The 14,130-nt window shown below is 45.6% G+C and carries 12 protein-coding genes; 2 read left to right on the forward strand and 10 right to left on the reverse strand.

Annotated elements, in window-relative coordinates:
- The first annotated feature begins 15 nt into the window (after positions 1–15).
- Entirely contained in the window at positions 16–543 is a 528-nt protein-coding gene (locus JJ941_RS14925; protein WP_290966949.1) for a hypothetical protein, read from the forward strand.
- On the opposite strand, the gene JJ941_RS14930 is transcribed toward JJ941_RS14925, so the two are convergent.
- From JJ941_RS14930 to JJ941_RS14955, 6 genes are all read right to left on the reverse strand, one after another.
- A complete protein-coding gene (locus JJ941_RS14930; protein ID WP_290966952.1) occupies positions 544–846 on the reverse strand; it encodes a hypothetical protein in 303 nt (100 codons plus the stop codon).
- A gap of 316 nt (positions 847–1,162) precedes the next feature.
- Entirely contained in the window at positions 1,163–2,059 is an 897-nt protein-coding gene (locus tag JJ941_RS14935; RefSeq protein WP_290966955.1) for a serine hydrolase, read from the reverse strand.
- A 104-nt stretch (positions 2,060–2,163) separates the two neighbouring features.
- Positions 2,164–2,340 (reverse strand): histone H1, encoded by a 177-nt coding sequence (locus JJ941_RS14940; RefSeq protein ID WP_255134905.1) that lies wholly within the window; start codon positions 2,338–2,340, stop codon positions 2,164–2,166.
- 132 nt (positions 2,341–2,472) lie between these two features.
- Positions 2,473–3,117, reverse strand: coding sequence for a hypothetical protein (locus JJ941_RS14945; RefSeq protein ID WP_290966960.1), 645 nt, complete (start codon positions 3,115–3,117; stop codon positions 2,473–2,475).
- A gap of 89 nt (positions 3,118–3,206) precedes the next feature.
- Positions 3,207–3,911 (reverse strand): cytidine deaminase, encoded by a 705-nt coding sequence (locus JJ941_RS14950; protein ID WP_290966963.1) that lies wholly within the window; start codon positions 3,909–3,911, stop codon positions 3,207–3,209.
- A 1-nt stretch (position 3,912) separates the two neighbouring features.
- Positions 3,913–6,813 carry a glycoside hydrolase family 3 N-terminal domain-containing protein gene (locus JJ941_RS14955; RefSeq protein WP_290966966.1) on the reverse strand — a complete coding sequence of 967 codons (2,901 nt, stop codon included), beginning with the start codon at positions 6,811–6,813 and terminating at the stop codon, positions 3,913–3,915.
- A gap of 228 nt (positions 6,814–7,041) precedes the next feature.
- Between JJ941_RS14955 and dnaG the strand changes: the two genes are divergently transcribed.
- On the forward strand, positions 7,042–9,069 hold the full coding sequence (dnaG, locus tag JJ941_RS14960) for a DNA primase (RefSeq protein WP_290966968.1): 2,028 nt from the start codon (positions 7,042–7,044) through the stop codon (positions 9,067–9,069).
- A 147-nt stretch (positions 9,070–9,216) separates the two neighbouring features.
- Here the strand turns inward: dnaG and JJ941_RS14965 are convergent, their stop codons facing one another.
- The 4 genes from JJ941_RS14965 to JJ941_RS14980 form a co-directional block, all read right to left on the reverse strand.
- Entirely contained in the window at positions 9,217–9,624 is a 408-nt protein-coding gene (locus JJ941_RS14965) for a VOC family protein (RefSeq protein WP_290966971.1), read from the reverse strand.
- Positions 9,625–9,636: 12 nt separating this feature from the next.
- Positions 9,637–10,311: a DUF4159 domain-containing protein gene (locus JJ941_RS14970; protein ID WP_290966974.1), complete on the reverse strand. Its 675-nt coding sequence runs from the start codon at positions 10,309–10,311 to the stop codon at positions 9,637–9,639.
- Positions 10,312–10,435: 124 nt separating this feature from the next.
- Positions 10,436–11,344: a DUF4249 family protein gene (locus JJ941_RS14975; protein WP_290966977.1), complete on the reverse strand. Its 909-nt coding sequence runs from the start codon at positions 11,342–11,344 to the stop codon at positions 10,436–10,438.
- Positions 11,345–11,348: 4 nt separating this feature from the next.
- Positions 11,349–13,616, reverse strand: a complete 2,268-nt coding sequence (locus JJ941_RS14980; RefSeq protein WP_290966980.1) for a TonB-dependent receptor — start codon at positions 13,614–13,616, stop codon at positions 11,349–11,351.
- Positions 13,617–14,130 lie beyond the last annotated feature (514 nt).

The raw sequence follows: 14,130 nt of genomic DNA on the forward strand, positions 1-14,130 counted from the left end.
ACTTAAAAAAACATCATGAAAAAACTATATACCATCCTACTTATAATACTTTTTGGAGCGCAATTTGCTGTTGCCCAGGTTAGTGAAGAGCAGCGCGCCAAAGATGTGGAAAGCATCGACAACCTCATGGAAGCTCTGTACGCATCTATTTCCGGGGAGAAGGGGGAACCCAGAGACTGGGAGCGTTTCAGGAATTTAGTGATTCCGGAAGCCAGACTTATTCCCACCGGAAGAAATCAGCAGGGAAAAAACGTGTACCAGATAATGACCCCCGGGGAATTCATCGAAAACACGGATCCTTATTTTGTGGAGAATGGATTTTATGAATACGAAATCCATCGGGAAGAACACCATTATGGAAGAGTGGTGCACCTGTTTAGCACCTACGGATCTAAGCGCAGTAAATCGGACGCCGAACCTTTCAACAAAGGTATAAACAGCATTCAGCTTTTTGATGATGGAGATCGCTGGTGGGTGGTTACCATTTATTGGGCGCACGAATCAGAGTTCAACCCCATCCCCGAAAAGTACAGCGGGATGTAATCAGGCTTCATGAGATTCGAGGAGCCGGTCGATAAGTTCGGCTTTCTCCGGGTCCACATATTTACCGTACGACATGATAAGCGTACCCTTAACGCCGCTGTCAGCTTCGATAGCATAAACGGTAGACTCGCTGCCGGGGTCGGTTCCCTGATCAAATTTGTGGGTTTCTAAGATAGTGAGATCATCCGTGGAGTACTCTACATCCAGTTCTTTACAGGTAATGCAGTCATTACCAAGTTCAAAGGTATAATCAAATCCTTTTTCTTTAAGTGATTCTACCGCGTCGGCTAAGTCGTTATACATATCCAGATTAGTTGTTCACATTCATTCATTCAACAAGCTTAACCCAAAGAATGTTTCGAAGTAGAAATCTTAATTAACCTGATATCGAGATAAGGAAAGCCTCAAACCGTAAACTCACCAGGTTATGAGATCCTTCTGACGGGTTGCCCGTCTGATGGATGGCTCGAATGAGCCTGATAATCTAAATCACAACGGTTAGACGGACTTTAAGCCGTCAGACCGAACTCAAAGCTTGCTAAATAGAATTATTCTGTTGAAGAACTCAAGCAAAGCATAAGTAGGTTACTTTTCGACTCATTATTAATCGAACTCATACTCAACGATTGCTCATAAAATCGTAGCAGTAACGGGCAATATCAGCGGAGGCTTCGAGGACGGCCTCACGATTAGGGGCATTTTTTGAGAGGAAAACGAGAACGAATGCATCTCCATCCGGCATGTAGATTATTCCGGAATCGTGATGAACATTGGTAATCCATCCGGTTTTATGCGCTATCGGCGTATCTTCAGGAAGCTTTACGGGGAACATGTCGTTATACTTTTGCTGCTTCAGTATGGAAAGTATCTCTTGTTTAGATTCTTCCGTCAGTAAGTCTCCCTTAGCGAGCTCCTCATACATAATTCGAAGATCTTTTGGGGTGGTCGTGTTGCTCAAGCCAGCCTCATAGGCTTTGATATCTTCAACCCCTCGAAGCACTTCAATACTATCGGCCCCGATTTCACGCATGGTGGTGGTCACCTTTTTGGCATCCAGAAAATCGATTAAAATGTTGGTGGCAAGGTTACTGCTTCGGGTAATCATTTCGTATGCGAGGTGGTAAAGGGAGGTTTTTTTGCCCAAAAGGGAGTACAAATCCTGCTCGCTGTCTTCCGAAACAGACATTTTGAAAGTGGAACTGTCAACAATGCTGACAAATTCATTTTGTACGGTTATTGAATCCTGAACCGAGAATCTTCCTTGCTCAGCCTGCCGGTACAGCTCCATGATAACCGGTGTTTTCATAGTGCTTGCGGCGTGAAAGCGTTCATCTTCATTGATGCTAATCACCAAATCAGGATCCTGAAGACTTTTAAAGGATATCCCGAAGGTACCTTCAAGTTCAGAAACTCTGGTGTTGATGAGATTTTCCAGTTCGGGGAGGGTTTCAGGATGTTGGGGGGAGGAACAGGAAATGAGGAAACAAAAAAGCAGAAGGAAAGACAGAGATCGCATTTTAGGCGTTTATTTTTAATGATCAGGAGGTAGATACAGAATGTTCGGATATAAAAAAAGCCGCTTGATTAAGCGGCTTTTGTAAAAACTTAGAGCTGTAAAAATCAGTCTTTGTTTTTGATGTCCTGAATCTCAAGACGGATCTCCTGAGCTAATTTTTTTAATTCCTGAAGGCCTTTACGCGCACGTGTACCCGCTGCTTTGTTGCCCTTGTCGTAGAATTTTTCCATTTCTACTGTGGTTTCTTCTACGAGGTTTTTGATTTCTTCAACTCTACTCATTAGTAGCTCCGTTAAATTATTTATTAGTTAAAATTTTCTGTTTTCAGAAAGTGCGTTGAAGCTATTCAATCGGGGATATTGAGTCAAATTAAAAAGTGCTTTTTTAGCATAAATTTTAAACTTTTTTTCGGGTCACTCGATTTTTGTCACTTTTTTCAGCGATGGCCAGTTGGCAAAATCAGTAGCGGTAGTCAGTTTTAAGGGATGATCAAAATTTCTAAACTCATCGGGAATGGTGGTTTCTGCAAATCCGGCCGGTAAATTGCCCCATGAGAGCTTTTCTTTGGATTCTGAAATCAGGATTTCATCTTTCTCGTTTTTTGAGAACAAAAGGATATCTGCATTATCCAGTTCAATGGATAAAGACCGGCTGAATTCAGGTAATGGAACATGCTGAGGAGCTCCGTTTTGCTCCACAAGACTTGAAATTAATAAATTAGGAGCTGCATGATGAGCGTCTAATGCTTTTTTGTTCAGGCTGATTGCATCTTCCCGTTTGGTGATCAATCCCTTTTGAAATCCATGAATACCTATAGTGGGAATTCCCTGGTCTGCAAATAATCCCACCAGCCGTTTGTTGAGGTCCTTAATGGCTCTGAGCCGGGCGTCCTCTCTCATCATGCCTGTTTGTATGAGCCGGTCGGTGTAGGGGCTGTCACCATGAACTACGAGCCCCTTGCGGTCACCAAGCTTTGCCAGCGACTTGGCAAAGGCGGTCAGGAAAACAGAATTCTCCAGATGTTCGTGGTCAAGTACAGCGATAAAGTTTATGGGCATATATACGGTTGATTATAAAAGCTTGAAATTAGCCATTCATTCTGTTGATGACTAACCTATTTCATCTGATTTCCATTTACGGACTGCCGTTATTTCTTGAGAGCAGAAGACTTGAAGCTAAAGGGTAGAAGGTCGAGGGAAAGGTGCTCCGACTGTGTTCCATCAGAATGATGAAGCACAATGTCATGATAGGGAAGCAGCTCTGAGATTACCTGGCGGCAGGCTCCGCATGGACTGCTGATTTCTCCCTTTCGGGTGTGCACTTCCAGACGGGTAAACTCGGTATGTCCTGCAGCAAAAGCTTTTGATATTGCTACTCTCTCTGCGCAGATGCCGTGCGTCCATGCACTTACTTCCACGTTTACGCCTTCGAAATATCCATCTTCTGTAAATAGAATGGCAGAAACCGGGAAGTCGGAGTTGGGAGTAACGGCTTTGTCCAGCAGTGTTTTTAATCTGGGCAGTACTTCAAATTCTTTTTCTGAAGGATGGAAGAGATCTTCCAGTTTATCCTGTGGAGGGTTGTTGGTTTCTATGACTTCCAGCTCAAACTCTTTGGCCCAGTAATCCAGCTGTTCGGATGCAGGATCTTGCGTGTAAATTTTAGCGGGAATTTCACCTTCACTCAGGCAGATGGCACAAGCAGCCTGGGCTGCCGGAATAGTGAGTGGGTATGAAATATTTTCAATCCTCACCCCGGCGTAACATTTCCCGGATTTACTTTCTACCACACACGCGTGTTTGTTCGAAGAGTAGGGTACATAAGATTGTTCGTAAAGTGGTTTCCAGCTCATACTAATTGGTTATTGCGGAAAAGGCTGCATCTGCAACTTTAGCCCTGATTTCACTGATTCGCTTTCCATACGACCGGTACGGAAATGTTCGATTGGTTAACAGAATAACGGCCATATTCTTCTCTCTGTCAATCCAAAGGCTGGTGCCTGTAAAGCCTAAGTGACCAAAAGTATCCTCACCGGCAAGCATCCCCGCAGTTGAAAAACCGCCCGGACTTTTTCGGTCAAAACCTAAACCGCGACCACTGTGCTCCGATTGTTTGGAGGTAAACTCACGGATAGTTTCAGCTTTCAGATATCTTTTGCCGGAATAAACTCCTTCATTCAGCAGCATGGTGCTGTATTTGGCCATATCGATGGAAGATGAAAACAACCCGGCATGCCCGGCCACACCATCCATAAAGTAGGCGCGTTCGTCATGCACCCGGCCTCGTACTTTTCCCCGGTCGAAAACGGTATCAATTTCAGTGGGGGATATTCTGGGTACCAGCCAGCGACTGGTTGAAGCCGGGTTAAAAAAGGTGCTGTACATATTCATAGGGAAGTAAAATTCATTTCTCATGAACCGGTCCAGCCGGCTGCCGCTCACTTCATGAACAATTTCACCCAGAAGAATCATCCCTAAATCACTGTACACATAATCAGAGCCGGTTTCGTAAATCAAAGGCTCATTCTTAATTGCCTCCACAATTTGATTTCTTTCCGTAAGTGAATCCACATACACGCGGAAAGCCGGGAGTCCGCTTTGATGAAGCAGGAGGTCGCGGATGGTAATGTCTTTCTTCTTGTCTGTTTTGAATTTTTCAATGTAGTTGGCAACAGGGTCATCGAGGGTAAGTTCACCTTCATCAACCAGTTTCATAATAGCGGTTGTGGTGGCCATTACTTTTGTGATGGATGCCAAATCAAATACATCCGTATCTCTTACGGCCTCTGTTTTCTCGTAATCCTGGTACCCATATCCGCGGTTGTAAGCCAGTACGCCATCTTTTACGATACCGACTACTGCTCCAGGAAAAACAGAATCCCGAATGGCTTCGCTAATAATTCGGTCCACTTCAAACAGCTTTTCATGATCCAGGTTTACTTCTTCCGGTTCCCCAAATCGCAGGGTGGTATGCTCCATTTCCAGTCCGGCCCCTAACGGGTAAAGCCCGGGTATTTCGATGGGGAGCCTGGCACTGATTTTACTGGCTCCAAACAGGGCAGGAACCACACCGTGAACCTGTTGGGATGAATGGTACCAGCCCAATACATGAGCATCGGTATCCTTTAAATCTGAAAGTACATACGGGTTCCCGAATGAAACCAGCACGGTGGGTTTCCGGCTCTTCACCAGGTTATTCAGGAAATACTGCTGCTCGGAATTCAGGTGAACGGTTTGTCCGTTCCGAAGGTGCAGAAATGAACCGATGATGATCAGGTCCACCTCACCGGCTTTATTCAATATCCTTCTTTTATCCTGCTCACTCGTTCTTTCATCATAGATATGGAAAGTAACATCGGGGTGATAATCGCGGAGTTCTTTCACAAAGTCAGATCCCGTTCGGCCGGACCGGTCATCGGCAACCGAAACCACCATGATCTCCGGATATTCAGACGGGAGCAGAGGCAAGATATTATTCTCATTTTTCAGCAGCGTGATAGACTCCCGGGCTATGCGGCGGGCTTCAGCTTCATGAAAAGCCGTGTTTATCTTGGTATCCAGCTCATTGATGTCTGCCTGGTTCTCCGAATCAAATAGTCCGTATTGCTGCTTCCAGAGCATCAGCTTGGCAAACGATTTGTTAATTCGCTCTTCGGTAATTTCCCCATCCTCAACGGCTTGCTGCACTTCGTTGATGGCAGTATAAACATCCGGGCTGATGAGCATAATGTCGGCACCGGCATTCAAAGCCTGTACTACAGCCCGCCCGGGTGAAAATTTGGAACTGATGCCTTTCATTTCCAGTCCATCGGTCACCACCATGCCGTCAAACTTAAGAGAATCCATGAGCAAACTTCCCAGGATTACCGAATCGAGAGTGGCAGGGAGGAATTCAGTTGGGTTCATGTTCGGAAAGGCGATATGAGCACTCATCACGCTTCCGATACCACCATCAATAGCGGCGCGGAAGGGGATCAATTCCAGGGAATCAAGCCGGTTGTAGTCATAATTGACAACGGGAAGGTCGCTGTGCGAATCAACATCGGTATCTCCATGGCCGGGAAAATGTTTGGCGGTGGCAACCAAGCGCTCACTTTGCACGCCTTGCATAAACGCAGTACCGAATTCAGATACAATCTGAGGATCTCCTGAAAAAGAGCGCACATTGATGACCGGGTTATCCGGATTGTTGTTTACATCCAGAACAGGAGCATAAATCTGGTGAACACCCAATGCCTTGGCTTCAATAGCGGTTATCTTTCCCATCATAAAGGCATTGCGCTTGTCGCCGGTGGCAGCAACGCCCATGGCAGGGGTGAACCGGGTTGTACCCGACACCCGCATCGCGGCTCCGAATTCCATGTCTTGCGATACCCAAAGGGGGAATTTGGCCATCCGCTGTAATTTATTGGTCATGATGGCCTGCCCGTAAATATCCCCACGCATAAAAATGATGCCACCCACATGATGTTTTTGCACCATCTCTTCCAGCAGTTTGTAATTACGGTCTTCCCGGTTGGTGAACTCGCCTTCGGCCGGAATAAAAAAGAGCTGCCCGATTTTTTCTTTCAAAGTGGTATGTACAATCAGGGAGTCGAGATACTCTTCTGAAGATTTATCGATCGTTTTTTCGGGGAAGTTTTGAACGGTTTGCCCAAAAAGAAACTCGGACAGACTTTGGGTATTCCCTGCTGTAGTATCTATCAGAAGAAAACCGATCACGATAAAAAAAGCCGTGGAAAATCTGCTTTTCATAAAAGAAGTGTAGATGATTTTTGACCTAATTACGCTCTAAATGTACGTGTTAGTAACAGACTACGCCAACGCTTTATTTTTTAGCTTTTCTGGGAAAAACTTCGCGAAGACTGTGCTGTTACCACTTCTAAACTGAATTTCGGTTCACTTAAATTCCACGGGAATAAATTTTCTTTATGAATACACATTTTCACTTTATTTACAGCTTGAAAATGCTCATCATTGACTATGATAAGTGACGAGAAAAAAGAAGAAGTACGGGCAGCCGCAGATATCGTGGAGGTGGTTTCAGACTACGTAAAGCTGAAGCGGTCGGGCAGTGGATTTGTGGGGCTCTGTCCTTATCATGATGAAAAAACACCTTCCTTTAACGTTACTCCCCGTCTTGAGATTTTTAAATGCTTTGGTTGTGGTGAATCAGGGGATGTATTTAAGTTTGTGATGGATCAGGAAGGGGTGGGCTTCAATGAGGCCGTTCGTCAACTCGCCGAGCGGTACGGAGTCTTCATCCCGGAAGAGGATAATGAAGAGCCGAGCGAGAATACCCAGCTTCGGGAAGGTATTTACCATGCACTCAAATTCGCGGGTGTATTTTATTACCGAAACCTGATTGAAAACCCGGAAGCTGAAAAGGCTATCAAGTACCTCGAGAACCGGGGATATAACCGGGAAGTGTATAAAAAGTTCGGACTGGGTTTTTCTCCATCGGGAGGAGAGGAGCTATGGAAGGCTGCAAAGAATGCCGGCATTGATGAAAATTACTTAGTTGAGGCAGACCTTATCAAGCCAAGTAACCGCGGCAGTGGCTTTTACGATACTTTTCGGGGAAGACTGATGTTTCCCATTTTCAATCCTACCGGAAAAGTAATTGCCTTTGCGGGACGTGTTTTGGGTAATGAAAAGACGGCGAAATACATCAACTCATCCCAAACCAAAGTCTATAACAAGAGCGAGGTTGTTTACGGAGTCAATTTTGCGAGGAATGAGATTCGAAAGAACAAGGAAGTGATTCTGGTGGAAGGCTACACGGATGTAATCACTCTTCATGAACAGGGCATCAAGAATGTGGTGGCCAGCAGTGGGACGTCGCTCACAGCCGGACAAATGAAGATTTTGCATCGCTATGGTGAACGCATTGTCATGATCTATGACTCCGATGATGCGGGGCAAACGGCGATGAAGCGGGGTATCAATATCGCGCTGGCCGAGGGGATGGAAGTGCAACTGCTGGAGCTGCCTGAAGATCAGGACCCTGATTCTTTTGTGAAGCAGTTCGGCAAGGAATCATTTGAAGAACTGAAGAAAGAGGAAGCCGGCGATTTTGTGGATTTTCTGCTACTGAAGGCCGGTGAAGAAGGCCGGCTCGAAAAGCCTACTGAAATACCCAAGGTGATCACCGAGATCCTGGAGTCGATTGCCAACATCAAAGACTCCATTCAGCGACAGGTTTATGTACAGTACCTGCATCAGAAGATGCAAAAGTTCCAGAAGGTGAAGGAAAGCGATTTATATGAGCAGCTGGAGCGGGTTATGAACGACAGGCGCTGGGAAGAAAAACGCTCGCAGCGAAGGGAAGAAGCCCGGCAGCGTTTTCAGGAGGATCGTGCAACCCAGGATCCGGGAATGGAAGGTGGGCCAATGGATGAACCTCCGCATCCATCCGGCGCAGCAGTTTCGGAAAGGCCTCAACCTCGCTCCAGGAAAAAACCTCACTTTGAGAAAGAGCTCATTCGTCTGATGATTACCTATGGTCGCAGTATGGTGGAATACATTTGTTCGTTCACCAATTCCAAACTCTTTGAGGATGATGAACTGCGGATGTTTTATGAGGATATCATCGAGCGATATAAAGAGGAAAAAGAGATTTCTGTGAATGTGTATTCCGGCATGGACGACCCTTTTCCGCGTTTGGTTGGAGATGTTCTATTGGAGCAGCACACGGCCAGTGATCGCCACGAGGAAAAAGTGGGACTGAAGTATGAAAAGGATAAGAATCCTTATAAAACGGCTAAAAGCTCTATCAGAGCGTCACAGATAAACTTTTACCGGCATAAACAAAATGAGCTGGCTGATAAAATTGCAGCCGCTAAGGGCGAGGAAAAGCTGGAACTGATGGAGCGTCAGAAAGATATTAAATCAAAACTTACCCGCCGGGAAACAACCGATCCTGATGACTTATACCCCGATCCGGATTCTGATATAGACCACCAGGTTAACGACAAGGTGTTTCAGTACAAGATGAAGGGGGAGGAGTGATTGGGTGATTGGGTGATAGGGTGAATAAGTGATTGGGTGATTGGGTGATTGGGTGATTGGGTGGGTTGGCCATTATTTTTTTGACTTTACCTCGATTAACTGAATCAGCCACATCACCTCATCACTTTATCACCCTATCACTCTTCACTAACCCAACTCACAATTTAGCATCCAGCGGATTCCGAATTTGTCTTTGAGCATACCATAGCGGGCGCCCCAAAAGGTTGTTTCCAACGGCATAGTCACTTCACCACCTTCTGAAAGCAGTTCAAACAGCCTATCCTGCTCTTCTTCAGAATCTATATTTATGTTCAGCTGCACGTTATCACCTTCTGTTATATCCTTATGAGGTGCGCCGTCCGAAAACATCATATGGATACCGTCCGCTTTCAGTTCGCCGTGCATGATCTTTTGTTTGTGCTCGTCATCCACCGGCATTTCAGTATCTCCAAAGCGCTGCAAAGCGGTGATCTCACCATCCAGGCACTCTTTGTAGTAATTCATGGCCTCTTCGCAGTTTCCCCGAAAAAATAAATATGGAACAAGCGTTTTCATGATAGAAGTATGTTAGTTAGATGTTAGGGCATATACTAAAATATTTGTGCCCATTTGCAAAGCTTTTTGTCGGAGTGATTGCGGGGTATTGTGTACATCAGCATCCGCCCAGCCATCACTGAGATTAGATTCATAACTGAAAAACACCACAAGCCGCCCTTCATGAAATATCCCAAATCCCTGTGGCGGTTTACCATCGTGTTCGTGGATTTTGGGCAGTCCATTCTCAAAAGTATAAATCTGATCGTAGATAGGATGATTGAAGGGAATCTCGATAAACTCTTCATCCGGAAAGACTTCTTTCATGGCCGGACGGATGTACTCATCCAGTCCGTAATCGTCATCTATGTACAAAAAACCACCATTCTGCAGGTACTCGCGCACGTTTCGGGCTTCCGTTGAAGTGAGAGCAATGTTTCCGTGGCCGGTCAGGAAAACAAAAGGGTAGGAATGGAGGTCGGCGCTTCCGAGAGATACATCCGTGTAGGAATCTGCTATCTGGATTGGGACATTACTCTTGGTGAAGGAGATAAGATTCTCCAAAGCAGAAGGGTCATTATACCAGTCTCCGCCTCCGCGATATTTAGCCCGGGCAATTTCGAACTCCCCGGAGCTTTGGGCATAGATAACGGGATTTCCTGTAAAAGCCAGGAACGGTAATAAAACATAGAGAAAGGTTAAGCGCATAAACTGATCTGTAACGAATTGAATTTTAGAGCGCAGTGAACTGAATAAAATATAGCATATTGATATTCATTATCACAGAGTCGATCACATCTAAGATAATACCGTGCAGGTATGCTTTTTATTGTTACAGATTGGGATTTCGCTCCACATTCGTGGTTACCGTATCTGAAGCAAGGGAACCGAACACGCCAATACCACCATCTACATGATAAATGACATTTTGGATTTCACCGGGAGAAAGGGTGGAACCGCCCAGCTGTACTTGTTGGGATCGCACGAAGTCATATACGTTATCGTCTAAGGTGTTAGCCACAATATCATTCACCCCATAAAATGCGATACCGATCCAGGGATACTTAACTGTAACCGAGCCATCCGGGTTGACCTCAAAATTACCCTCGTTGATGATGCCGGAACTGTTATTAGACAGCAGCGTTAGGTCTTCTTCAGGGTCATCACTGTCCCGAAACACGTCTGCATAAAAGGGAGTGAGGTCTTCAGCATCAGGTTCAAAGCTGATGGCATTAAATACAAAAATGTTCTGCCGGCCGGGATATGAGCTTTCACTCAGTGTAATTTCAAGCTGTTTGGTAGATTGATAGACCACAGACTCTGCAACACCACCTAAAATCTCAAAGCTTCCCGGAATGATGGTATGGGCAGTGATAACATCGTTGGAACCGGGGAAAGAAATGTGCAACTGATACGTTCGTTCCGGAATGACCGCATGATTTTGGTCGGGTTGATAGATACCGGTTTCAGCATTTGAGTAGGTAAATGATTGCTCTACGGAGCTTTCGGGTCCGTTTGCCAGCAGGCGAACTTCTATAATTGCATCATTTACTGCGGCTTCCTCAAAATCGTATACTTCATCAGCCGGAATGGTGGTAGAAAGCCGAACCTGTGGTAACTGACGATTGGCAACCAGGTATGATTCAACCACATATAATTCCTCATAGTCATCTTGCGGATAGACATTACACGAAGTGATAAGAGCCGAAGCAAAAAATATTAATAGCGTTAGTTTCTTCATGTTACTAAAAGTTGACGGTGTAGGAAATTGAAGGCAGAATGGGCAGCAGGTAAACAGGATTACGCTCCACCGGGTTTTCATCAAAGTCGAAGCTGTAGAACCATACATTACGGCGGGAATACACGTTGATGAGTTGCAGCTGTAGCTCTGAATCGCCCAGGTCAAAGAACTTGCCTTTTCGTGAGAACGATACATCCATTCGGTGATAACTTGGGAGCCTGGAGGCATTAACCCGCCCAACGGTAAAGGTGTTACGGTCGTCAAAGGTCCATGGTAAGTCGAGCTGTACATATCGGCCCAGTACCTTGGTGTAAGATTGCCCGGTGGCAAAGTTAAATGAAGCGGTAACTTTCCAGCGTTCATTGAACTGATAATTTCCAACGAGGTTGATATCATGCCGGCGATCGTATTTTGGAGGGTAGAAACGAGCGGTTTGCCCCTGTTCGGTAATCTCAGAATTGTAACCCGGGTATCGCCTCCAGGTGTAGCCCAGTGTATAACCGATAAACCCGGTGAAATCCCCGGCTCTTTTTTCAAAAAACACTTCTACTCCGTATGCACTTCCGTCTCCCACACGAAATAAATCTTCATATAAAAGTCCGGCAACGTCGGGAAGAAAGGGATCAAGCTCGAACAGGTCTTCCATGGTTCGGTAATAGACTTCAACATCAAGTCCATACCCTTCAAAAGGAATGGTTTTAGCTCCGAGTACGAACTGATCTCCGTAAGCAGGGGAGACGCCTTCGGCGGAAGTCAGCCACACATCAAAGCCGGAAAAGGCTTCGTTGGTTACAAGGGTGAGGAACTGATTGTACCGACCATAGGCAGCCTGAAGGCGTACCCGGCTTCCGGGCCTGTATTCCATGGAGAAACGGGGTTCAATACGCACGTAATCTCCATCTGAAAAATAGTTCATACGTACCCCCGGGGTGAAAATCCATTGGTCGTTGGGTCGCCATTCATCCTGTATATAAAAAGACGCATATTGATTCTGAATGCGGCTCCCAAAGGTGTCCTGGCCATCAAAAGTATCCTGCAGTTTGAAGGTGAAGATTCCGGACCAAATCCCGGTTTCGATAGTGTGGTTGTTGCCGGGCAAATATTCAAGATCGGCTTTCAGGGAAAAATCATAGATGTTATTGGAGCGGGTGAACTTTGTCCCGGCAAAATCAAACCCCGGGAAATTGAAGTACCGGGAGCCGGTAAGAACAAAGTTAGAGAACAGTTTTTCTGAGAAGATGTGTGTCCAATTGCCGCTTAATGTCTGATTTCCATAATTCAGGTCAAACTCAGCATCTTCCGCAAAAGGGAAAGTTACCTGATCCTGTCCGGCATAAAAGGCGAGGGATAATTTATCGTTTTGGGTGGCATCGAAATTCACTTTTCCGTTAAAATCGTAGAAATAGAATTGACTGGGTACGTTATCCGTAGTTTGGCGAAGACCGGCCAGCAGGGGCTCAAGGGTAGAGCGCCGTGCTGAAAACATCCAGGACCCTTTGCTGTACGGCCCTTCAATCGAAGCCCGGGAAGCCAGTAATCCAACGGTTGCGGTACCGTCCATTTCATTCCGGTTTCCGTCTTTGTTGTAGATTGTCAGGACCGAACCCAATCGGCCGCCATATTCAGCCGGGTATCCGCCTTTATATAATCGCACGTCTTTAATGGCATCGGGATTGAAGGTAGAGAAGAAGCCAAAAAAGTGACTGGGGTTGTACACAGTGGTCCGGTCTAAAAGGATCAGGGTTTGATCCGGACTTCCCCCACGGATATATAAACCGCTTGAAAAATCTGAGGCGGCTTTAACGCCGGGCAGCAGCTGGATGGAGCGAAATACGTCGGCTTCGAAAACAGACGGAAGCTCCTGAATCAGCTGGGCATCAACCTGCACAGTTCCGATGTTCTTCTGTTCTTCTTCCTCCCGGCTGGAGCGTACCACTATTTCATCCAGTTCCACACTTTCGGGAACCAGCTCAACATCCAATCTCAGGTTCTCCCCCGGTTCAAGCGTAATTTGTTGTCGATATGGTTTGTACCCTATGTAACTGCAAAAAAGGGTGTAGGTGCCAGGCTGAATATTGGGCAGCGAATAATACCCTAATGTATTGGAAGCCGTACCTTTGTTGATTTCCTGGAAGCCTATATTTGCACTGATGAGCGTTTCCCCGGTTTCAGAATCAGTGATGTATCCATTTAAAGAAGCGGCTTGCTGAGCGTTAACAGATGTAAATCCCCCGATGATAAAAATAAATGCCAGTAAGAGTGTGCGATACATGAAGTTTGAGTCGTCTGAAATTTTGAGCTACTTACACGAACTATTGCAAAGAAAGTTAGCGCTAAATTCATTCCCGAATGTTAAGAAAGTATTACTGCGGGTTCTTTTCAAAAAAGGTTGTTTTATTAGTTGGTGTAAGTGCGAAGGGCTGAACCCCTTCGCTTGTGTACCGGAAGGTTTGGTTGCCTGTGTAAAGAGGGGGGGGTTGGGTGTATTCCGGTAAGTAAGCGAGTCGTTTACGGCATCGAATGGTTGATTTACGCGTGAAGGGTTCTTCAATTTATTATTTCCCTTATTTAATAACCCGCTGGTCTCATGTTCATTTTGGCTTGATCCAAAACGAACCAAAAGATCAAGGCGGGCGAAAAAAGAGCTAAAAGTGACTGCATTACGCTAAAATAAATCAAAGCTCCATTACTCTTCGAGATGGCTTCTTTGGTGCTCAGCGGAGTGATTTATTTCTTAACGCTTCATTTCGTCCCTTTCTTTACGCTCTTTTTTCTAAGGCCGGTTA

Source organism: Gracilimonas sp., from assembly GCF_017641085.1.
Lineage (GTDB): Bacteria > Bacteroidota > Rhodothermia > Balneolales > Balneolaceae > Gracilimonas.